This window comes from Kitasatospora sp. NPDC005751, assembly GCF_040630835.1.
Lineage (GTDB): Bacteria > Actinomycetota > Actinomycetes > Streptomycetales > Streptomycetaceae > Kitasatospora.
Genome location: NZ_JBEXYC010000057.1, coordinates 24,947 through 45,964 on the forward strand (window position 1 = coordinate 24,947; position 21,018 = coordinate 45,964).

The 21,018-nt window shown below is 75.2% G+C and carries 17 protein-coding genes; 7 read left to right on the forward strand and 10 right to left on the reverse strand.

The features are described 5' to 3' along the window. Positions 1–8: 8 nt before the first annotated feature. On the reverse strand, positions 9–1,157 hold the full coding sequence (locus ABZ497_RS30890) for an acyl-CoA dehydrogenase family protein (RefSeq protein ID WP_359809935.1): 1,149 nt from the start codon (positions 1,155–1,157) through the stop codon (positions 9–11). Between the two features lie 133 nt (positions 1,158–1,290). On the opposite strand from ABZ497_RS30890, the gene ABZ497_RS30895 reads away from it, so the two are divergent. Then, the gene (locus ABZ497_RS30895; protein ID WP_359809937.1) at positions 1,291–1,998 is read left to right on the forward strand and encodes a TetR/AcrR family transcriptional regulator C-terminal domain-containing protein; all 708 of its coding nucleotides are present in this window, start codon (positions 1,291–1,293) and stop codon (positions 1,996–1,998) included. On the opposite strand, the gene ABZ497_RS30900 is transcribed toward ABZ497_RS30895, so the two are convergent. The 7 genes from ABZ497_RS30900 to ABZ497_RS30930 form a co-directional block, all read right to left on the reverse strand. Continuing rightward, positions 1,941–3,380 (reverse strand): nitric oxide synthase oxygenase, encoded by a 1,440-nt coding sequence (locus ABZ497_RS30900; RefSeq protein ID WP_359809939.1) that lies wholly within the window; start codon positions 3,378–3,380, stop codon positions 1,941–1,943. The two genes, ABZ497_RS30895 and ABZ497_RS30900, sit on opposite strands and share 58 nt — an antisense overlap. Before the next feature lie 120 nt (positions 3,381–3,500). After that, complete coding sequence (locus ABZ497_RS30905; protein WP_329490662.1) at positions 3,501–4,931, reverse strand: sugar porter family MFS transporter; 1,431 nt, start codon at positions 4,929–4,931, stop codon at positions 3,501–3,503. Between the two features lie 118 nt (positions 4,932–5,049). After that, positions 5,050–6,033 carry an L-histidine N(alpha)-methyltransferase gene (gene egtD, locus ABZ497_RS30910; protein WP_359809941.1) on the reverse strand — a complete coding sequence of 328 codons (984 nt, stop codon included), beginning with the start codon at positions 6,031–6,033 and terminating at the stop codon, positions 5,050–5,052. Between the two features lie 52 nt (positions 6,034–6,085). Continuing rightward, entirely contained in the window at positions 6,086–6,823 is a 738-nt protein-coding gene (gene egtC / locus ABZ497_RS30915) for an ergothioneine biosynthesis protein EgtC (RefSeq protein WP_359809943.1), read from the reverse strand. Continuing rightward, complete coding sequence (egtB, locus tag ABZ497_RS30920; protein WP_359809945.1) at positions 6,823–8,241, reverse strand: ergothioneine biosynthesis protein EgtB; 1,419 nt, start codon at positions 8,239–8,241, stop codon at positions 6,823–6,825. Before egtB ends, egtC begins: the two co-directional genes overlap by 1 nt. After that, positions 8,238–9,599: an ergothioneine biosynthesis glutamate--cysteine ligase EgtA gene (gene egtA, locus ABZ497_RS30925; RefSeq protein WP_329490666.1), complete on the reverse strand. Its 1,362-nt coding sequence runs from the start codon at positions 9,597–9,599 to the stop codon at positions 8,238–8,240. The genes egtB and egtA overlap by 4 nt, the downstream gene beginning before the upstream one ends. Positions 9,600–9,710: 111 nt before the next feature. After that, entirely contained in the window at positions 9,711–10,919 is a 1,209-nt protein-coding gene (locus ABZ497_RS30930; protein WP_359809947.1) for an aminotransferase class I/II-fold pyridoxal phosphate-dependent enzyme, read from the reverse strand. Positions 10,920–11,130: 211 nt separating this feature from the next. On the opposite strand from ABZ497_RS30930, the gene ABZ497_RS30935 reads away from it, so the two are divergent. Next, the gene (locus ABZ497_RS30935; protein ID WP_359809949.1) at positions 11,131–11,745 is read left to right on the forward strand and encodes an antibiotic biosynthesis monooxygenase; all 615 of its coding nucleotides are present in this window, start codon (positions 11,131–11,133) and stop codon (positions 11,743–11,745) included. Positions 11,746–11,748: 3 nt separating this feature from the next. Here the strand turns inward: ABZ497_RS30935 and ABZ497_RS30940 are convergent, their stop codons facing one another. Then, the gene (locus ABZ497_RS30940; RefSeq protein WP_359809951.1) at positions 11,749–12,240 is read right to left on the reverse strand and encodes an SRPBCC family protein; all 492 of its coding nucleotides are present in this window, start codon (positions 12,238–12,240) and stop codon (positions 11,749–11,751) included. Between the two features lie 84 nt (positions 12,241–12,324). Next, positions 12,325–14,106: a glycoside hydrolase family 15 protein gene (locus ABZ497_RS30945; RefSeq protein ID WP_359809953.1), complete on the reverse strand. Its 1,782-nt coding sequence runs from the start codon at positions 14,104–14,106 to the stop codon at positions 12,325–12,327. Positions 14,107–14,269: 163 nt separating this feature from the next. On the opposite strand from ABZ497_RS30945, the gene ABZ497_RS30950 reads away from it, so the two are divergent. The 5 genes from ABZ497_RS30950 to ABZ497_RS30970 all read left to right on the forward strand — a co-directional run. Continuing rightward, a complete protein-coding gene (locus ABZ497_RS30950) occupies positions 14,270–15,076 on the forward strand; it encodes an SAM-dependent methyltransferase (protein WP_329490671.1) in 807 nt (268 codons plus the stop codon). Next, a complete protein-coding gene (locus ABZ497_RS30955; RefSeq protein ID WP_329490672.1) occupies positions 15,073–17,184 on the forward strand; it encodes an EAL domain-containing protein in 2,112 nt (703 codons plus the stop codon). Before ABZ497_RS30950 ends, ABZ497_RS30955 begins: the two co-directional genes overlap by 4 nt. 412 nt (positions 17,185–17,596) lie before the next feature. Then, entirely contained in the window at positions 17,597–18,469 is an 873-nt protein-coding gene (locus ABZ497_RS30960; RefSeq protein ID WP_359809955.1) for a glycosyltransferase family 2 protein, read from the forward strand. Beyond that, positions 18,466–19,788: a glycosyltransferase gene (locus ABZ497_RS30965; protein WP_359809957.1), complete on the forward strand. Its 1,323-nt coding sequence runs from the start codon at positions 18,466–18,468 to the stop codon at positions 19,786–19,788. The genes ABZ497_RS30960 and ABZ497_RS30965 overlap by 4 nt, the downstream gene beginning before the upstream one ends. Beyond that, positions 19,785–21,018, forward strand: a 1,234-nt coding sequence (locus tag ABZ497_RS30970) for a glycosyltransferase family A protein (RefSeq protein ID WP_359809958.1), incomplete at its 3' end; no start/stop codon positions are given. The genes ABZ497_RS30965 and ABZ497_RS30970, both read left to right, overlap by 4 nt.

The window sequence follows — 21,018 nt, forward strand, 5'->3', positions numbered from 1 at the left end:
AGTGGCGGTCAGAAGGCGTTGACGCCGGTGAGCGAACGCCCGATGAGCAGCTTGTGGATCTGGCTGGTGCCCTCGTAGAGGGTCATCACCCGCGCGTCGCGCAGGTACTTGCCGACCGGGTACTCGTCGATGAACCCGTAGCCGCCGAAGACCTGGAGCGCGTTGTTGGCGGCCCGGACGGCGGCCTCGCTCGCGTAGAGCTTGGCGACGGAGGACTCGGTGGCGAACGGCAGGCCGCGCTCGATGTGGTCGGCGACCTTCCAGGTGAGCAGCCGGGCGGCCTCGACGTCCACGGCGATGCCGGCGAGCAGCTCCTGGACCAGCTGGTGCGAGGCGATCGGCCGGCCGAACTGCTCGCGCTCGCCGGCGTAGTGGACGGCGGCCTCCAGGCAGGCCCGGGCGATGCCGACGCAGCCGGCCGCCACCGACATCCGGCCCTTGGCCAGGGCGGCCATCGCCACCGTGAAGCCCTTGCCGAGCTCGCCCAGCCGGGCCCCGTCGGGGACGCGGACGGCGTCGAAGGCGAGTTCGGCGGTGGCCTGGCCGCGCAGGCCGAGCTTGCCGTGGATCTCGGTGCGGGTGAAGCCGGGCAGGTCGGTGGGGACGAGGAAGGCGGTGATGCCCCGGTGGCCCGGTCCGCCCGTGCGGGCGAAGACCAGCGCGACATCGGCCCACGTCCCGTTGGTGATGAACATCTTGGCGCCGCTGATCAGCCAGTCGTCGCCGTCCCGGACCGCCCGGGTGGTCAGGTTGGCGGCGTCCGAGCCGGTGCCGGGTTCGGTGAGGGCGAAGCAGCCGAGCGACTCGCCGGAGGTGAGCCGGGGCAGCCAGTGCCGCTTCTGCTCCTCGGTGCCGTAGCCGTTCACCGACTTGGCGACCAGGCCGAGCGAGACCGAGACGATGCCGCGCACGGCGGAGTCGCCCCGGCCCAGCTCCTCCAGGGCCAGGCAGTACGCGAGGTGGTCGCCGCCGCTGCCGCCGTACTCCTCGGGGATGGTGAGGCCGAGCAGGCCGATGCCGGCGAGCTTGCCGATCACCGCCCGGTCGACGGACTCGGCCCGGTCCCAGGCGGCCGCGTGCGGGACGATCTCGCGGTCGGTGAAGGCCGCCGCGAGGTCCCGGAGGGCGGCCTGCTCCTCGGTCAGCTCCAGATTCATCGCGCCACCTCGTCGGGCTCCGGTAAACTAGCGGTGCAAGTTTTACCGGGACTGTAGCCCCGACCGGGCCGCGCTGGGAAGAGGCGCCTGCCAGAATCGGTCCTCACCCCACTCGACCGGAGGAACCGCGACGATGGCCCGCCCGCGCACACCCCTGCTCAGCCGCGAGCTCATCGTCGCCACCGCGCTGCGGCTGATCGACGCCGAGGGGCTGGACGCCCTCTCCACCCGCCGCCTGGCCACCGAGCTGTCGGTCAGCGGGCCGTCGCTCTACAACCACGTCGCGACCAAGGACGAGCTGCTGGACGCGGTGGTGGACAGCGTGATGGGGGAGGTCGACCTGTCGATGTTCACCGCCGGCGCGCCGTGGCCGCGGGCGCTGCGCGACTGGGCCCGCTCCTACCGCGCCGCGCTGGCCGCGCACCCCAACATCGTCCCGGTGCTGGCCCAGGGCCCCGGCCGCCGCCCGAACGCGCTGCGGCTGGCCGACGCCGTCTTCGGCTGCCTGGTCGAGGCCGGCTGGCCGCGCGGGCAGGCCACCCGGATCGGCGCGCTGATGCGCTACTTCGTCACCGGCTCGGCGCTGGCCTCCTTCGCGGCGGGCTTCCCCGAGGACGCCGGGCTGTACGACGCCGCCGACTACCCGCACCTCGGCGGGGCCCACCGGCTGGCCGAACACCGGGGCGCGATCGACGAGGGCGCCTTCGAGACCGGTCTCGAAGCGCTGCTCGACGGGCTGCTGCTCCGGTACGAGCGGACGGTCGACGGGGCGGCGCCGCGGCCTCACCAGGGCTCGCGCGCCACGAAGGCGGGGCGCAGCGACGGGTCCACCGGGTCGTAGTAGCGGTGGTAGACCGGGGTCAGCCCGCCGGAGACCGGCGGCACGATCCAGCTCCAGTCGGCGGGGGTGGGCCGGCCGAGCCGCTTCTCCTGGGCGATGTGCTTCAGGAACCGCTCCGACTCGGTGTGGTGGTCGGCGATCGTCACCCCGGCCTCCTGGAACGAGTGCAGCACCGCGACGTTGAGCTCCACCAGCGCGCGGTCGCGCCAGAGCGTGCGGTCGCTGGAGGTGTCCAGGCCGAGCCGGTCGGCGACGGTCGCCAGCATGTCGTACCGGTCGGCGTCGGCGAGGTTGCGGGCGCCGATCTCGGTGCCCATGTACCAGCCGTTGAACGGGGCGGTGGGGTAGCGCACGCCGCCGATCTCCAGCGTCATGTCGCTGATCGCGGGCACCGTGTACCAGCGCAGGCCGAGCTCGGCGAACCACGGGTGGTCGGGGTGGCTGAGCTCGACCTCGGGGGTGGTGTCGTCCGGCAGTTCGTACCACTCGGGGCGGGCGCCGGGCCGCTCCTGCACCAGGAGCGGCAGCACCTCGAAGCGCTCCTCGCCGCACTTCCAGCCGAGGTCCCGGGCGCGGGCCGCCAGCCGCGCGCCCGCCGGGTCCCCGACGAAGCCGTGCCCGGTGGGCCGGCCGGCGTAGCGGACCAGCTGCTGGTTGAGGATGCGGGCGGCCGGGCGGCCGGGCCGGTCGGGGGCGAACACCGAGATCACCGGGCGGATCCGGCCGCCGTTGGAGGCCACCCGCAGGTGCTCGAAGCACTCGGTGGCGATGTCGTCGGCCGAGGCCAGGTGCCGCAGGTCCCGCACCACCAGGCTGCGCCAGTACAGCCGGCCGATGCAGCGGGCCGCGTTGCGCCAGGCGAGCCGGGCGCCGTAGGCGAGTTCGGCAGGGGTGTGCTGGTAGGTGCCGGTGCGGTCGATCTCGTCCAGGACCGCCAGCACCCGCCCGGTCGGGTCGCCGGCGCCCGGCTGCTCGCGGTGGAACTGGCGGACGAAGTCGGCGGCCGCGTCGGGGTCGGTGAAGGGCTCGGCGAGCGGCTGGGCCGAGGGTCCGGTGAACGCCTCGCCGAACGGCTCTGCGAGCGGATCGGTGCGGAGACCGGCGAACGGATCGGTGCCGGTGGGGCGGTCGGCCACGGTGGGCCGCCCCGGGGTGGTCCGCCCGGCCTCGGCTCGCCCCGGGTCGACGAGGTACCGGACGCCGGTGCCGTGCACGGTGGTGGGCAGGGGTTCGGGCCCGTGCGACGGCTCGGCGGCCGGGTGGGCGTGGGCGAACGGGCAGCCGCCGCTCGGGGCCGGCACCGCGGCCGGCGTCGGAGCCGGTGCGGGGCGACGGGTCGGGCGGGTGCTGCGGGTGCGAAGCCGGTTGAAGATCAAGGACACATCCCTCCTGCCGAACAGGAGTACCGGAGGTAGGCGCCCCGCCGCAGAGAGTGAACGATTCGGCCCCCGCACCCGCGCCGAGGGCGCTAGGGTGCGGGGGCCGAAGGTCCGACAGTCGGATCAGCCCATGTCCTCCAGGCGGACGCCCTTGGTCTCCTTCATGTACTTCGCCACGAAGACCAGCGACAGGGCCGCGAAGCCCGCGTAGACCAGGTAGGTCGCCGACAGGTTCCAGCGCGAGAGCGAGGGGAACGACACGGTGATCGCCCAGTTGGCGATCCACTGCGCCGAGGCGGCGACGGAGAGCGCGGCGGCCCGGATCCGGTTGGGGAACATCTCGCCGAGCATCACCCAGACCACCACGCCCCAGGACATCGCGAAGAAGAGCACGAAGGCGTTGGCGGAGATCAGCGCGACGGTGCCCTGGAGGTCGGGCAGGGCGACGTCGTCGCCGGTGCCGGTGGCGGAGGAGAACGCCCAGCCGCAGGCGGCCAGCGCGACGGCCATCCCGGCCGAGCCGATCAGGGCGAGCGGCTTGCGGCCGATCCGGTCCACCAGCAGGATCGCGACCACGGTGCCGAGGATGTTGATGACCGAGCCGATGAAGCTGATCAGCAGCGAGTTGCTCTGGTCGATGCCGACGGACTGCCAGAGGATCGACGAGTAGTAGAAGATCACGTTGATGCCGACCAGCTGCTGGAAGACCGAGAGGCCGATGCCGACCCAGACGATCGGCAGCAGGCCGAACCGGCCGCCGAGCAGGTCGCCGAAGCGCGGCCGGTGGTCGGAGGCGATCAGGCCCTGGATCTCGGCGATCCGCGCGTCGGTGTCGGAGCCCTCGCCCTCGACCTCGGTGAGCACCGTGCGGGCCTCGTCCAGCCGGCCGGCCGAGATCAGGTAGCGCGGGGACTCGGGGATCATCGAGGCGAGCACGAAGTAGACGGCGGCCGGCACGACGCAGATGCCGAGCATCCACTGCCAGGCCTCCAGACCGAGGAGCCGGCCGCGGGTGTCGCCGCCGGCGGCGTCCGCCAGGACCCAGTTGACCAGCTGCGAGATCGCGATCCCGAGGACGATCGCGGCCTGCTGGAAGGAGGCCAGCCGGCCCCGGTAGCGGGTCGGCGCGACCTCGGCGATGTAGGTCGGGGCGATCACCGAGGCGATGCCGATGGCCGCGCCGCCGAGGACCCGCCAGCCGGCGAGGTCCCAGGCGGCGAACGGCAGCATCGAGCCGACCGCGCTCACCGCGAAGAGCAGCGCGCCCGCCTTCATCACCTTGATCCGGCCGTACCGGTCGGCGAAGCGGCCGGCCAGCGCGGCGCCCACCGCCGAGCCCAGCAGCGCGGACGAGACGATCAGACCGGTGACGCCGTCCCCGACGCCGAACTTCTCCTGGATGCCGGAGACGGCGCCGTTGATCACGGAGCTGTCGTAGCCGAACAGGAACCCGCCGAGGGCCGCGGCGGCGGTGATGAACACGACGAAGCCGAGGCGGTCGGAGGATCGAACCTCCGCCGCCACGGGCTCCGAGGGCTGCTGGGTGACGCTCACGATCTTGACTCCTGATACTCAACGCTGAGCTTGGTAGCCGCGATCGTAACCCGTCAATGTTCAAGTGTTGTACGTGGGATGCCCGACAAATCCCCTTGCCTATTAGTAAAGTGAACTGTCAAACCGGTTCGGCCACCGGCGAGGCCAGGGACAGCCCGAACCGGCCCTCCTCGTCCGTCCACCAGTGGCTCAGCCGCAGGCCGGCCGCCGCCAGCTCCTCGGCCACCCGCTCCCGGCGGAACTTGGCCGACACCTCGGTGCGCAGCTCCTCGCCCTTCTCGAAGTGGATCGGCAGGTCCAGCGCGGGGATCTTCACGGTCTGCTCCTGCAGCGAGCGCAGCCGCATCTCGATCCACTCCCGCTCCCGGTCCCAGAGCGCCACGTGCTCGAACGCGGTCGGGTCGAAGTCGGCGGACAGCTCCCGGTTCAGCACGTTGAGCACGTTCCGGTTGAACTCCGCCGTCACCCCCGCCGCGTCGTCGTAGGCGGCCACCAGCACCTGCGGGTCCTTGACCAGGTCGGTGCCGAGCAGCAGGAAGTCACCGGGGTCGAGCGCGGCCCGCAGGCGGCGCAGGAAGACCGCCCGCTCGGCGGGGAGCAGGTTGCCGAGGGTGCCGCCGAGGAAGGCGACCAGGCGCGGCCCGCCCTCCGGCGGCAGGCCGAGCCGGGCGGTGAAGTCGGCGAGCACCGCGTGCACGGACAGTCCGGGGAAGTCCAGGGCCAGTGCCTCGCCCGCACCGGTCAGGGCGCTCTCGCTGACGTCCACCGGGACGTAGCTGTCCAGCGTGCCGAGGTCGCGCAGCGCGTTCAGCAGCAGCCTGGTCTTCTCCGAGGAGCCCGAGCCCAGCTCCACCAGCGTGCGGGCCCGGGTGGCGGCGGCGATCTCGCCGGCCCGGTCGGTGAGGATGGCCCGTTCGGCGCGGGTCGGGTAGTACTCGGGCAGCCTGGTGATCTCCTCGAACAGCTCGCTGCCCCGGGCGTCGTAGAACCACTTCGGCGGCAGCCACTTGGGATCGGCGGTCAGCCCCTCGCGCACGTCGTGCCGCAGCGCGGTGCTGAAGTGGTCGGCGGGCAGCAGTCGGGTGAGATCAAAGATGCTCATGGCAGATGGATCCTCTGTTCAAAAAGTGAAGGTGAGAGGAGCGAGAGAGATTTCAGAGCGGGCGGACCACGACGCCGTCCGGGCCGGCCAGCAGCAGCGAGCGGTCCGGGACGACGGTCCAGTCCGGGTGGTCGTCGTAGGGCTCGGAGGCCACCAGGACGCCCGCACCCGGCAGGCTCCGGTGGTGCAGCGTGTCGCCCCAGGCGGTGGCGGCGATCGCCCGGCCGTCGGTCAGCAGCAGGTTGAGCCGGCCGGTGGTGTGCGCGGTCACGTCCGCGACCGCGCCGGCCAGGGCCTCGCCGAGGCCCGCGCCCGCGCGCAGCCGGTGCAGCGCGAGGCCCCAGAGCAGCGCCGAGTCCGTCCGGGCCGGCAGCTCCAGCAGCTCGGCCGGGGAGAGCCGCCCGGCCGCCGCGTCCAGCTTGTCCGGCCAGCCGGCCACCGCGCCGTTGTGGCTGAACAGCCAGGGCCCGGCGGCGAACGGCGCGGCCGCGTCCTCGCCCGCCGCGCAGCCCTCGGTGGCCGAGCGGACGGCCGCCACCAGCGCCCGGGTGCGGATCACCCGGGCGAGGTCGGCGAAGGAGGCGTCCGCCCAGATCGGTCCCGCCCGCCGGTAGCGGGCCGGGGTCGGATCGCCGTCCGCGTACCAGCCGAGGCCGAAGCCGTCGGCGTTGACCGTGCCGTACTGCTGCGCCCGGGGGGCCCAGGACTGCCGGTAGAGCCCGAACGGCGGCTCCACCAGCAGCTCCCCGGGCGTCACCGGGGCGCCGAGGTAGGCGAGGTGGCGGCACATCAGCCGGCCGCCACGTCGGCCGCGGTGCGGAACCCGGCGAAGATCTGCCGCCGGACCGGGTAGTCCCAGTTGCGGAACGTGCCGCGGCAGGCCACCGGCGCGACCGCGAAGCAGCCGCCGCGCAGCACCTTGTACTCGGGCCCGAAGAAGACCTCCGAGTACTCCCGGTACGGCCAGGCCCGGAAGCCGGGGTAGGGGTGGAGGTCACTCGCCGTCCACTCCCACACGTCGCCCATCAACTGCCGTACGCCGTAGGGGGACTCGCCGGCCGGGTAGCTGCCGGCCGGCGCCGGGCGCAGATGGCGCTGGCCGAGGTTGGCGTGCTCCGGGGCGGGCGGGCCGTCGCCCCACGGGTAGCGGCGGGAGCGGTCGGTGGCCGGGTCGTGCCGGGCGGCCTTCTCCCACTCCGCCTCGGTCGGTAGCCGCCGCCCCGCCCAGCGGGCGTAGGCGTCCGCCTCGTACCAGCTGACGTGCAGCACCGGCTCGTCCTCGGGGACGGGCTCGACCGTGCCGAAACGGCGGCGCAGCCACTGGGCGCCCTCGCGGTGCCAGAACAGCGGGGCGGTCAGCCCGGCCCGCTGCCGGTGCTCCCAGCCCTCGGCCGTCCACCAGCGCGGGTCGTCGTAGCCGCCGTCGGCGATGAACCGCAGATAGGCGCCGTTGGTGACCGGCGTGGTGTCCAGCCGGAAGGCCGGCAGGTCGATCCGGTGCGCCGGGCGCTCGTTGTCCAGCGCCCACGGCTCGGTGTCCGTCCCCATGGTGAACGGGCCCGCGGGGACGAGCACGTCGGCGGGCAGCGCCGCCGCGTCCGCCGGGGCGGGCGGCGGCGGGGGAGCGGCCAGCGCGGGCTCGCCGCGGCGCAGCTGGTGGGTGACCAGCATGGTCTCGTCGTGCTGCTGCTCGTGCTGGGCGATCATGCCGAAGGCGAAGCCGGCGTCGAGCAGCGGAGCGCCCTCCAGCGGGCTGGCCTCCAGCAGGTCGAACACCCGGCCGCGGACTTCGTGCGCGTAGGCGCGCGCCTCGGCCGGCGGCAGCAGCGGCAGGCTGGGGCGTGCGGCGCGCGGGTGCTCGAAGGCGTCGTAGAGCGGGTCGATCTCCGGGCGCATCGGCTCCCGGCCGCCGATGTTGCGCAGCAGCCAGAGCTCCTCCTGGTTGCCGATGTGCGCGAGGTCCCAGACCAGCGGGGACATCAGCGGGGAGTGCTGGGCGGTGAGGTCGTGGTCCTCGACGCAGTCGGTCAGCGCGGCGGTGCGGGTCCGGGCGGCCAGCAGCTCGGTGGCGATCGCCTCGCGCAGGGCCGCCGGGGGCAGGCCCTCGGGGGACGGGCCGGCCGGCGGGGCGGGGGAGGCCGCGGGCGGAGACCCGGGGCCGGTCGCCCCGGCGGTGCGGGAGCCGGTCGGGCGGGCGTCGTCGATCATGGTGCGGCCTCCTCCGGGGGAGTGCGTCGGGTGCCGGAGCGCAGGGCGTCCAGCTGGTCGTCGGCCGGGCAGCGGCCGCGCGCGGGGTAGCGCTCGGCGAACTCGGCGACGGCGGTGCGCAGTCGCTCGGCGCCGGGCAGGCGTCCCAGCGCGGCGTCGGCGGCGGCGAAGCAGGCGAGGGTGGCGCGGCGCAGCGCGGGATCGGCGACCGCCAGGGTGGCGGCCCGGCGCCACGCGTCGCTGCGCGGCGGGAGCGGCCCGGTGGCGCTCTCCAGCGGCTCCAGCGCGGCCAGCGCCGCGTCGGCGGCCTTCGGGTCGTCCAGCAGCGCGGTCACCAGGGCCGCGGGGACGATCCAGCCGTCGCCCGGCTGGGCGTCGATCATCCGCAGCTCCAGGTGGCCGTGCGGGCGGACCGGCGGGAACAGCGTGGTGCGGTGGTAGTCCAGGTCGGCGAGGGTCGGCGGGCGTTCGCCGCCGCCGCGCAGCCAGTCGAGGAAGGTCAGGCCGGCCGGCGCCGTCCACGGCAGGCCCTCGGGGCGCCGGATGCAGAGCACCTCGGCGTCCAGCACGTACCTGGTCCAGGCCTCGCGCGGATCGCCGTGGTCGGGCGCCGGGGCGAGCGTGCGGGTGGGATCCATCCGGGACCAGACGATCTGCCGGGTGGACCGGTGCCCGGTGGGCTTCCCGTCCAGCAGGGGGGAGTTGGCGAAGGCGGCGACCAGGACCGGACCGAGCTGGTGGGTCAGGCGCCAGCGCCGGTCGAGCGCGTGCGGGCCGTCGGCGGCCCCCGCGTCCAGGCAGACCTGCACGGAGGCGGTGCCGGTCATCATGATCCGGCCCCAGGGTCCGGCGGAGTCGAAGAACCGTTCCATCGCGAGATAGCGGGGGTGGTCCAGCACCATCGTGCGGGGACGGGCCAGGGGGTCGGTACCGGTGCCGGTGAGCCGCAGACCCTGGGCCGCGAAGGCGGCCCGCAGGGTGGCGAGATCACGGCGGGTGTCGTCGACGCAGGCGACGATGCCGTCGGCGGGCGGGGAGCTGAGCTCGACCTGTCCACCGGGTTCGAGGGTGAGGCGGGCACCGGACGGCAGGACCGTCCCGTCGGCGCCGCCCAGTGGCAGTGACTCCAGTGCGGCGTGCAGCCGCTCCGGTAGCACGGGGCCGGTCGGACATCGGTCGTCGTGGACGAACCACTCGACCTCCACGCCGACCAGCCGGGGCGGCCCGATCTTGAAGCAGACGCCGGCCATGTGGCGGCGCGCCGTCGACTCGGTGAGCGGGGTGACGCTCCCGGTGGGCGGATCGGTGCCCTGGCGGTCGGTCGGGCTGGTCGGGCTGGTCGGGCGAACGGGTATCACCGGACTCACCATCCTCGGGATCACGATTGCGGCCCGGTCTACCCTGCCCAGTCTGCTACGGACCATGCCGGGGCGCTCCGCAAACATCTGGTGAAGAGAGGTCGTCGCAGGTCAGAGGCGGTGCAATCGGGTGATACCGGGATTTCGGAGCCGTTCCAGCCTGCCCACGGCCGCCGCCAGCGCGGGCTCCGGCAGGGCGTAGTTCAGCCGCAGCGAACCCTCGCCGCCGGGGCCGAAGTCGTCGCCGTCGGAGGCCTCCAGGCCGCACCGCTCCAGCAGCGCCGCCCGGGCGCCCACGGGCGGCAGGCCGAGCGCGGCGGCGTCCAGCCAGAGCAGGTAGGAGGCCTCCGGCGCGGAGCGGACGGCTTCTCCGAGCACGCCGGTCAGCCGGTCCCGGGCGGCGGCCAGGTGGTCCAGCAGCGCGTCCAGCCACGGGCCGCCGTCGCGCAGCGCCGCCTCCTGCACCACCTGCTCCAGCAGCCCGCCCTCCCACAGGCCGTACCCGGCCATCACCTCGGTGAGCCGCTCGCGCAGCGCCGCGTCCGGCACGAGCGCGAAGCAGCTGGGGATGCCGGAGGTGTTGAAGGTCTTGCCGACCGAGTTGAGGGTGACGGTCCGATCCCGGTAGGGGCCCGCGACCGCGACGGCCACCGGGTGGCGGTGGCCCGGATGGGTGAGGTCGCCGTGCACCTCGTCCGAGAGCAGCACCCCGCCGCCCCGGGCCGCCGCCTCGGCCAGGGCGCGGACCTCCGCGGCGGTCCAGACCCGGCCGGACGGGTTGTGCGGGCTGCTCAGCAGCACCGCCCCGGCCCGGTGCCCGGCGAAGGCGTCCAGCGGTAGCCGGTAGCCGGTGGCGTCCCGGGCCAGCGGCAGCTCCCGGTGGGCCACTCCGGCGGCCCGGCAGATCTGGGCGAAGCCGCCCCACTCCGGCGCCGGGAACAGCACCGGCCCGGTCGGTCGCACCGCCTCCAGCAGCAGCCGGACGGCGGTGCGCGCTCCGAACGGCAGCAGCAGCACCCACGCCGGGTCGATCTCCACCGCGTGCCGGTCCCGGTACCAGCGGGCCACCAGCTCCCGGCCGGCCGGGTCGCACACCGTGTACCCGTACGCCGGGTGCCGCGCGCGCCGGCCCAGCGCCGCCGCGACGGCCGGCGGGCCGGGCAGGTCCATGTCGGCCAGCCCCATCGCGATCACGCCGGCCGCGCCGGCCGTCCGGGCCCACTTGCTGCTCCCGGTACCGGTCCGGTCGAAGGCCCGCCCGAAGAGCCGGTCGGGGGCGTGGCCGGGGTCGTGGCCGAGGTCGTCCGACGGGGTCGTCATGGCGGGCGCCTCCCGGGCGGCGGTGGGGGTCGGTCCCGGGCCACGCTAACCGCCCGGGCGGGGCCGGTCACCAGGGCGCGGGCGGGCCGCCACCGGCACCGGCCCGCGTCCCGAGGAGCGGTCGGCAGGGGCGCGGCCGCCCGGCGGGGCCGTACGCTGCGGGACGGCTGCGACCGGGGACGCACGGGGACACCCGGAAAGGGCGGGACCGATGGGACTGGTGGGACTGCGAGGACGGGCGGGCCGGGCGGCGCCCGCGGCGGACCGGGGCGGGCCGGACGACGAGGTCACGCTGTTCGTGGCCCGGCGGGTCGAGCCCGGTCACGAGGAGGCGTTCGAGCGGTGGGCGAAGGGGATCCTCGCCGCGGCCGCCGGGCACGAGGGCAACCTCGGCACCGGACTGCTGCGCCCGGCCGGGCCGGACGACCCCTGGCACCTGCTGCTGCACTTCCGTGACGGCGGGGCGTTCCGTTCCTGGCAGGCCTCGCCGGCCCGGGCGGCCTGCTTCGCCGCGGCGGACGGGCACCACCACGAGGTGCACCGGCACGAGATCCTCGGGATGGAGGGCTGGTTCGCCACCACCCGGTCGGCGGCGAAGGGCCGCCCGCCGGTGCGCTGGCGGATGGCGGTCGCCTCCACGGTGGCGATCGCGCCGCTCACCGTCACCTCCGGGCTGCTGCTCACCCCGCACCTGGCCGGCCTGCCGGTGGCGGTCCGCGCCCTGGTCACCGCACCGCTGATCAGCGCGCTGATGACGTACGCGGCCCTGCCGGTGGTCACCCGGCTGCTGCGCGGCTGGCTGTTCGGCCGCACCGACCGGGTCTAGGTGTCACGCCGGGCGGTCGGCCGGCGTGCCGCCCGCCCGGCCGCCCGGGTCCCGGCGGGCCAGGTGGGCGGCCAGGCCGCGGCGGCCGCGGCGCATCATGACGGCGTGGTTGGCGCGGAACACCGGGTGCAGCGGCACGGCGAGGCGCCGGAGCAGCGGGTGCCCGGGCCGGGCGTCCTCCTCGAACAGGGCGCGGGCGCCGGTGCCGTCCGCCCCGACCGTCCAGCGGGACCAGCCGACCAGGTCGCCCCGCATCGCGACCTCCAGGACGCCGGCCACCGGGTCGCGCCGCACCACGGTCAGCCCGATCACCAGCCGGTACGGCAGCAGCGCCCGGACCACCGCCTCGCCGTCGTCCGGGCCGAACCGCCGCACCGCGCGGATCTCGGGCCACCAGAGCAGGTAGCCCGGGACGTCCTCCAGCGCGGCGTACACCGCGGCCGGCGGCGCGGCCAGCCGCCACACGTGGCGGAACCGGTAGTGGTTGAGGTCCACGGCCGAACTCTAGGGCCTCCGGCCCGGCCCCGGGGGGGCGGACCTCCGGTGACCGGCTCCACCGACCCCGGGGCCGGGGGAGCCCTAGGCGGGCTCGGACAGTTCGAAGGCGGTGTTGACCAGGGCGACGTGGGTGAACGCCTGCGGGGTGTTGCCGAGTTGGCGGCGGGCGCGCGGGTCCCACTGCTCGGAGAGCAGGCCGAGGTCGTTGGCGAGCCCGACCACCCGGGCGAACAGGTCGCGGGCCTCGGCCCGCCGCCCGGTGGCGACGAGCGCGTCGGCGAGCCAGAACGAGCAGGCCAGGAAGGCGCCCTCGCCGCCGGGCAGGCCGTCGGTGTGCCGGTGCGTCCGGTAGCGCAGGACGAGGCCGCCGTGGTCCAGGCCGTCCCGGACGGCGTCCACGGTGCGGACCACGCGCGGGTCGTCCGGCGGCAGGAAGCCGCACTTGACGACGAACAGCGTGGCCGCGTCCAGGCCCTGCCCGCCGTAGTGCTGGACGAAGACGCCGCGCCGCCGGTCGTAGCCGTGCTCGCAGACGTCGGCGTGCACGGCGTCGCGCATCGCCCGCCAGCGGGCCACGGGCGCGGGCAGCCCGGTGGCCTCGGCCATCCGCACCGCGCGGTCGGCGGCGACCCAGGACATCACCTTGGAGTGGACGAAGTGGCGCCGCTCGCCGCGTACCTCCCAGAGGCCCTCGTCGGGTTCGCGCCAGTGCTGCTCCAGGTAGGCCATCAGGGCCCGTAACAGCGTCCAGACGTGCCGCTCCATCGGCAGGCCGGCCAGCAGCGCCAGGTGCAGGGTGTCCACCACCTCGCCGTAGACGTCGAGTTGGAGCTGGTCGACGGCGGCGTTGCCGAACCGGACCGGCCGGGAGCCCTCGTAGCCGGGCAGCCAGTCGGCGGAGATCTCGCCGAGGACGCGCTCCCCGGCGACGCCGTAGACGGTCTGCAGGTCGCCCGGGTCGCCGGCGATGGCGCGCAGCAGCCAGCGGCGCCAGGCGGCGGCCTCGTCGCGGAAGCCGCCGCGGAGCAGCGCCGAGAGCGTCATCGAGGAGTCGCGCAGCCAGCAGAAGCGGTAGTCCCAGTTGCGGGTGCCGCCGATCCGCTCGGGCAGTGCGGCGGTGGGCGCGGCGACGATCCCGCCGGTGGGCGCGTAGGCGAGTGCCTTGAGGGTGAGCAGCGAGCGCAGCACGGCCTCCCGCCACTCGCCCCGGTAGCGGCAGCCGGCCGCCCAGTGCTGCCAGTCGCGCAGCGTGGCGAGCAGGGCCTCCTCCGGGTCGGTGCGCGGGGAGGTGGGCAGGTGGGAGGGCTGCCAGGTGAGGACGAAGGGCACCCGGCTGCCGGCGGTGACGGTGAAGTCGGAGACGGTGACGCCGTCCACTCCGTAGGTGTGGACCTCGGGCGGCACCCGCAGCCAGGCGGAGTCGGGCCCGGCGACGGCGACCCGGTGCCGGCCGGTGCGGCGCACCCACGGCTCGATCCGGCCGTAGTTGAACCGCAGCCGCAGCTCGCCGCGGACCGGGACGCTGCCCTCGACGCCCTCCACGATCCGGATCAGCTGCGGGGAGCGCTGCCCGCCCCGGCCGCGCTGGGGCATGAAGTCGGTCACCCGGACGGTGCCGTCGGCGGTGTGCCAGTCGCTCTCCAGGACGAGGCTGTCGCCCCGGTAGCGGCGCGCGGAGCACCGCGCGCCGCCGGCCGGGGCGAGCCGCCAGGCGCCGTGCTGCCGGTCGCCGAGCAGCCCGGCGAAGCAGCTGGGGGAGTCGAACCGGGGCAGGCAGAGCCAGTCGACCGACCCGTCCCGCCCGACCAGCGCGGCGGTCTGCAGGTCGCCGATCAGGGCGTAGTCCTCGATCCGTCCGGCCATCGGGTCCATTCTCCGGCCGGGGCGCGCCCTCGGCAGGACGGGGCGATTCCGCTTGCACGCGTTCGGCGTGCAGAGGAGGATCTTGTGTGCTTGTAGTCTCATCAGAACCAGCAGTCCCACGGGGCGACTGGTTCACCGGAACCGGAATGAAGGAGTCCCGAGGATGCGGCGACCGAACTGGGTACCGGAAGGTACGGACCTGGACAAACCGAACGCCGCCCGGGTCTACGACTACTACCTCGGCGGGTCGCACAACTTCGAGGTGGACCGGGAGATGGCCCGCCAGGCGATCGCGCTCTGGCCGGAGCTGCCGCAGATCATGCGCTCCAACCGGGCCTTCCTGCGCCGCGGCGTGCAGTTCGCCGCCGAGCAGGGCATCACCCGGTTCCTGGACATCGGCTCCGGCATCCCGACCTTCGGCACCGTGCACGAGATCGCCCGGGCGATCCGCCCCGAGGCCGAGGTGGTGTACATCGACCGCGACCCGGTCGCCGTCGCGCACAGCCGGCTGCTGCTGGCGGAGGACGAGGGCTGTTCCGTCGTCCAGGCCGACGTCCGGGACATCGACGACCTGCTGGGCCGCCCCGAGGTGACCGCGCTGCTCGCGCCCGGTGAGCCGGTGGCCGTGCTGCTGGTCGCCGTCATGCACTTCGTCAGCGACTCCGAGGATCCGTGGAAGCTGCTGGAGGTGCTGCGCGAGGCGCTCCCGCCGGGCAGCGCGCTGATCCTCTCGCACGCCTCCCTGGAGGGCCGGCCCGACCAGGCCGAGGACCACCAGAAGCTGTACCGGATGACACCCACCCCGCTGACCATGCGCACCCGCGAGCAGATCACCGCGATGTTCGCGGGGTTCGAGCTGGTCGAGCCCGGTGTGGTCTACCTCCCCGAGTGGCGCCCCGAGCAGCCGGAGGCGGTCGGCCGGCACCCCGAGCGGATGACCGGGATGGCGGGCGTGGGGTTCCGCCGGTGAACGAAGCGCCGGCACCCGGCAGCGCCGATCGGTTCCACGAGGACTGGGCGCGGCTGCTCTCCGGCGACCACGGCACGGCGGTCCACCCCGGCCTGCTCGGCAGGCTGGTCTCCCGGACCGCCGCGCTGCTCCACCGCGCCCAGCTGGGCGAGCCGTTCGACCCGGGGCTGGCCGCCCGGGCGGGCGCCGAACTCGTCGACGCCCACTTCACCGACCCGGTGGTGCTGGCCCGGGCCCTCGAACTGCTCCAGGAGCACCCCGCGGCCGACGACCGCGGGCCCGCGCTCTGCGGGGCCTTCGCGGCCGGCTGGGCGGCCGCCCTGCGCGAGCGGACACTGCGCGAGCAGGAGGCCATCCGGACCGCCGCCGACAGCGCCCGGCGGGAGGCCGAGCGGGCGCTGCGCGCCTCCGAGGCGCGGTTCCGCGCGCTGTTCGAGAGCGCGGCGATCGGCATCGGCATCGGCGACACCGAGGGCAACATCCTCGCGGTGAACAAGGCGCTCCAGGAGCTGTTCGGGGCCGCGCCGGAGGACATGCGGGGCCGCCGGGTCGGCGACCTCGTGCACCCCGAGGACACCCCCGGCGTCTGGGAGGCGTACGAGGAGCTGATCAGCGGGAAGCGGGACTACTTCCAGGTCGACAAGCCGTACTACCGGCACGACGGCGAGGTGGTCTGGACCCACCTCACGGTCTCGCTGATCCGGGACGACGACGGCCGGCCGCAGTACCAGGTGGCCATGCTGGAGGACATCACCGACCGCTACCGGCTCCAGGAGCGGCTGCGCCACCAGGCCACCCACGACCCGCTGACCGGACTGCCCAACCGGGCCGCCTTCTTCGAGCGGCTGGAGAAGCTCTTCGAGGAGCCGGACCCGGGCGCCCGCTTCGGCCTCTGCTACGTCGACCTCGACGGCTTCAAGGTGGTCAACGACAGCCTCGGCCACGACACCGGTGACCAGCTGCTGGCCGCCGTCGCCGCCCGGCTGAAGGCCGCCCTCACCCCGCTCGGCCACCTGGTGGCCCGCCTCGGCGGCGACGAGTTCGTCGTCCTGCTGGAGAACTGCCGCGGCGAACAGGAGGCCGTCGCCGCCGCCAAGACGGTGCTGAAGGCGCTCGCCGGGCCGGTCCTGATCGGCGATCACAAGCTCGCCGTCGGGGCCAGCGTGGGCGTGCTGGAGCGGCGCATCTCGACCACCACGCCGGGCGCCGCGGTCCGCGCCGCCGATCTGACGCTGTACCGGGCGAAGGAGGCCGGCCGCGGCCGCTGGACGCTCTTCGACCCCAAGGAGAACGCCCGCGCGGTCAGCCGCTACGCGGTCTCGGTCCGGATGCCGGCCGCCCTCGACCGCGGCGAGTTCTTCATCGACTACCAGCCCCTGTACGCGCTGGCCGACGGCCGGCTCGCCGCCGTCGAGGCGCTGGTGCGCTGGCGCCACCCGCAGCTGGGCGTGCTGGGCCCGGACGAGTTCGTCACCACCGCCGAGGAGACCGGCCTGATCATGCCGCTCGGCCGCTGGGTGCTGGAGCAGGCCTGCGGCCAGGCGGCCGACTGGATCAAGCGGTTCGGCGACGACGCGCCCCAGCTGAACGTCAACCTGGCGGTCCGTCAGGCCCGTAGCGCCGCACTGGTGACCGATCTCGGCCGGATCCTCGACTCCACCGGGCTGGACCCGGCCCGGCTCCAGCTGGAGATCACCGAGTCCACCGTGGTCGGCCCGGAGGACGAGGCGCTGCGCACCCTGCACGGGCTGGTCGACCAGGGCGTCTCGCTCGCCGTGGACGACTTCGGCACCGGCTGGTCCAACCTCGCCTACCTGCGTGACCTGCCGGTCTCCGGGCTGAAGATCGCCGGCTCCTTCGTCGGCGACCTGCACGACCCGGCCAAGGACGCGGCCACCGGCTGGCGGATCGTCAGCGGCCTGGTGTCGATGTCGCACGCGCTGGGCCTGACGGTCACGGCCGAAGGCGTGGAGACCCTCCGGGACGCCGAGCGGCTGCGCGGCATCGGCTGCGACTGGGCGCAGGGCTGGCACTTCGGGCGGCCGGTGCGACCGGCCGAGATCGCCCGCCGGATCGCCGAGGAGCCGGGCGGCCGGCCGGTCGGCTGACCGGCCGGCCCGGGCGGGTGCCGCCGGCACCGCCGGACGAACCAGGGGAGCACCTCGGCCCGACGAACCAGGCAGAATCCGGCCCGACGAACCAGGCAAAATCCGGACAAACTACTTGACGTGACGGCGGTCACCTGGGCACGATGAGGCCCTGGCACACCCCGCACTCCGGTGCGGGAAGCACATTCGGCCAGTTCGACAGACCGGCGCTTCGGCGCCCGGGAGCCGGCGGCGCACCCCCCGACCGGGCCGCCCTCAGCCGCTCCCCACCGTTTCGGCCGTCCCCCCGGGGACTTCCCTCCGGGGCCCCGCCCCGCGCACCCCCGCGTCGCGCACCGGGCCCGCCCCGTCACAGGGGCCGCGCCGTGCCCGGCGCCGCCCGCCGCCTCCTCCCTCCGAGAGGCCGCCCCCGATGAGCACCACCCTGCCCCCCCACGTCGTTCCGTCCCCGGACCACGACGGCCGGCCGCAGCGCCGGGCCGAGGACCGGGCCGCCCCCCGACGGCCGATGCGCCGCGCCGAGGACCGGGCCCCGGCCCGTCGGCCGATGCGCCGGGCCGGGGACGGCGTCGCCAGTCGGCACAGCGTCACCCTGGTCGTCCCCGCCCAGAACGAGGCCCGCAACATCCCCTGGGTGTTCGAGCAGATCCCGCGCTGCGTGGACGAGGTCATCCTGGTCGACGGCTCCTCCGACGACGCCACCGTCCCGATGGCCCGGCACTGCCTGCCGACCGTCCGCAGCGTCCAGCAGAGCGGGCCCGGCAAGGGCAACGCGCTGCGCACCGGCTTCGCCGCCGCCAGTGGCGAGTACATCGTCATGATGGACGCCGACGGCTCGATGTGGCCCGGCGAGATCCCGCACTTCCTCCACTTCCTCGACCACGGCTTCGACTTCGTCAAGGGCTCCCGGTGCATCGCCGGCGGCGGCTCGCTGGACCTCACCAAGGTCCGCTCCTTCGGGAACCGCGCGCTGCTCGCCGTGGTCAACCGCCTCTACGACGCGAGCCTCACCGACTTGTGCTACGGCTACTGCGCCTTCCGCCGCTCCTTCCTGGACGCGCTCGACCTGCGCTCCTCCGGCTTCGAGATCGAGGCCGAGATGATCGCGCACGCGCTGCGCTCCGGACTGCGGATGGCCGAGGTGCCGAGCCTGGAACTCCCCCGCCGCAGCGGTCGATCCCACCTGCACGCCGTCTCCGACGGCCGCCGGGTGCTGAGGACCCTGATCACCGAGCGTCCCGGCGCCCGGTCCTCGGCGGCAGCCTCCGCGGGGGAGCAACGATGAATGGCTCCGACCGGCGCACCGCAGCTGCCTGCCCGCGCTCCGCCGCCCGCGACTCGCTCTACACCCCCGTCCGCGTCGTCGACCTTGACCTGGACGATCCGAGCGAGCTGCGCTCGCCCGGTGGTCTCGGCACCGTCGACCCGGTCGGCCGCGTGTTGGCGTTGGTGCGGCTGCACGGACACCCGCTCGGCTTGGTCACGGCCACCGGAACAGCGGGCGACAGTGCCGCGCTGCGCCGGGCGCTGGTCGACGTCGCCCACCGGGAACTCCCGGTTCCCGCCCTGTCCACCGCGACACCCGCGGCGCGTCCCGGTCGGGTCGGCCGCGCCCGGGTGCCCGCGGGCCCGGTCACGGTCAGCGTGGTGGTCTGCACGCGCGACCGGACCGAGCAGCTGCGGAGCTGCCTCGACTCGCTCCTGCGGACCGGCTATCCGCACGTGGAGGTCCTGGTGGTCGACAACGCCCCGCGGAGCGACGCCACCGAACGCCTCGTCGCCACGCGGTACCGGGACCGCGTCCGGTACCTGCGCGAGCCGGTGCCGGGCCTGGCCCGGGCCCGCAACCGCGGCCTGGCCGCGGTGCACGGCGAGGTGGTGGCGTTCGCCGACGACGACCTGATCATCGACACCGGCTGGGTCGGCGCGCTGGCCGGGGCGTTCGGCGCGGACGACCGGATCGGCTGCGTCACCGGCCTCGTGCTGCCCGCCGAACTCGACACCCCGGCCCAGGCCGCACTCGAACAGTACGGCGGCTACTCCCGCGGGTTCGCGGCCCGCGACTGGTCGCTGCGCGACCGCCCGGACGACCCGCTGATGCGGTTCTCGGTCGGCCGGTTCGGCTCCGGGGCGAACATGGCCTTCCGGACCGCCCTGCTGCGCGGCATCGGCGGCTTCGACCCGGCGACCGGCGCCGGTACGCCCGCCCGCGGCGGCGAGGAACTGCTGGCCTTCTTCCAGATGCTCGACGCCGGCCACACCGTCGCCTACCAGCCGGACGCCATCGTCTGGCACCGCCACCCGCGCACCGGCGACGCGCTGACCCGGCAGGTCTTCAACTTCGGCGTCGGCTTCGGCGCCTACCTGACCGCCGCCGTCGCCCACCGGCCCGGGCTGCTCACCACGCTCGTCCGGCGCGTCCCCTCCGGTCTGCGCCGCTGGCAGCGGGTGCGCCGGCACCGGGCCCGCTGCGGGCCGGCCGAGGGCGAGGCCGCGCTGCTGCGGCTGGGGCGCCGCGAGTTCCGCGGGCTGCTGGTCGGGCCGTTCGGCTATCTGATCAGCGTGTGGCGCCAGCGGAGCCCGCGCACCGGAGGTGCGTCATGACCACCGTCCTGCGGGCGCCCGCCCAGGTGGTGGAACTCGATCTCGACCGGCCCGGTGGGCCGTGGCGGCCCGGCTTCACGGCCCCGGTCCGCCCGCAGGGGCCCGTGGTGGCCCTGGTCCGCCGGGCCGGCCGACCGCTCGGCCTGGTCGCCGTCGACGCCGACCGGCCAGGTCCCGACGGTAGCGCGGTCCCGGACGCCGGCCCGGACGCCGGCCCGGACGCCGGCCCGGACGCCGGCCCGGACGCCGGCCCGGACGCCGGGCGGCTGCGCCGCCGGCTCGTCGAGGCGGCCGAACGCCACCTCGACACCGGGCCGGCGGCCCCCGCCCCGCCGCCCCCCGGCGCCCGCGCACCCCTGGTCAGCGTCGTCGTCTGCACCCGCGGGCGGCCCACCCTGCTCGGCGACAGCCTGAGCGCGCTGCTGCGCACCGACTACCCGGCCACCGAATTCCTGGTGGTCGACAACGCCCCCGAGGACGACGCCACCGAACGGCTGATCCGCACGCTCGGGCCGGACCGGCTGCGGTACCTGCGCGAGCCGGTGCCGGGCCTGGCCCGGGCCCGCAACCGCGGCCTGTCCGCCGCCCGGGGCGAGTACGTGGCCTTCACCGACGACGACGCGCTGGCCGACCCCGGCTGGGTGAGCGCCCTCGCCGGGGCCTTCCGGGCCGACCCCCGGGTCTCCTGCGTCACCGGTCTCGTGGTGCCCGCCGAACTCGACACCGAGGCCCAGGCCGTCTTCGAGCGGTACTGCGGCTTCGGCAAGGGCTTCGCCCCCCGGGACTGGTCGACGCGCACGGCCGGCCGCGACCCGCTCTTCCCCTTCGCCGCCGGCCGCTTCGGCACCGGCGCCAACATGGCCTTCCGCACCACCGTGATCCGCGACCTCGGCGGCTTCGACCCGGCGACCGGCGCCGGTACGCCGACCCGCGGCGGCGAGGACCTGCTCGCCTTCCTGCGCGTCCTGGTCGCCGGTCACACCCTCGCGTACCGGCCGGACGCCGTCGTCTGGCACCGGCACCGGCGCACCATGGCCGAGCTGGAGGCCCAGATCCAGGGCTTCGGCACCGGCCTCGGCGCCTATCTGACCGCCGCCGTCTCGCAGCGCCCCGGCCTGCTGGCCGAGCTGCTGCGCCGCCTCCCGGCCGGCACCCGGTACGCCCTGCGCCGGGCCGTCGCGCCCGCCCCGGCCCCCCCCCGCCCCGGGGGGGGCGGCCGGGCGACCGGGC

Excerpts from the sequence above, each read along its gene's own strand:
- ABZ497_RS30960 (WP_359809955.1), top strand. The coding sequence starts at position 17,597 with ATGAGCACCACCCTGCCCCCCCACGTCGTTCCGTCCCCGGACCACGAC.
- ABZ497_RS30965 (WP_359809957.1), top strand. The coding sequence starts at position 18,466 with ATGAATGGCTCCGACCGGCGCACCGCAGCTGCCTGCCCGCGCTCCGCC.
- ABZ497_RS30945 (WP_359809953.1), bottom strand. The coding sequence starts at position 14,106 with ATGGCCGGACGGATCGAGGACTACGCCCTGATCGGCGACCTGCAGACC.
- ABZ497_RS30890 (WP_359809935.1), bottom strand. The coding sequence starts at position 1,157 with ATGAATCTGGAGCTGACCGAGGAGCAGGCCGCCCTCCGGGACCTCGCG.
- egtC (WP_359809943.1), bottom strand. The coding sequence starts at position 6,823 with ATGTGCCGCCACCTCGCCTACCTCGGCGCCCCGGTGACGCCCGGGGAG.
- ABZ497_RS30950 (WP_329490671.1), top strand. The coding sequence starts at position 14,270 with ATGCGGCGACCGAACTGGGTACCGGAAGGTACGGACCTGGACAAACCG.
- ABZ497_RS30930 (WP_359809947.1), bottom strand. The coding sequence starts at position 10,919 with ATGACGACCCCGTCGGACGACCTCGGCCACGACCCCGGCCACGCCCCC.
- ABZ497_RS30895 (WP_359809937.1), top strand. The coding sequence starts at position 1,291 with ATGGCCCGCCCGCGCACACCCCTGCTCAGCCGCGAGCTCATCGTCGCC.
- egtD (WP_359809941.1), bottom strand. The coding sequence starts at position 6,033 with ATGAGCATCTTTGATCTCACCCGACTGCTGCCCGCCGACCACTTCAGC.
- egtB (WP_359809945.1), bottom strand. The coding sequence starts at position 8,241 with ATGATCGACGACGCCCGCCCGACCGGCTCCCGCACCGCCGGGGCGACC.
- ABZ497_RS30935 (WP_359809949.1), top strand. The coding sequence starts at position 11,131 with ATGGGACTGGTGGGACTGCGAGGACGGGCGGGCCGGGCGGCGCCCGCG.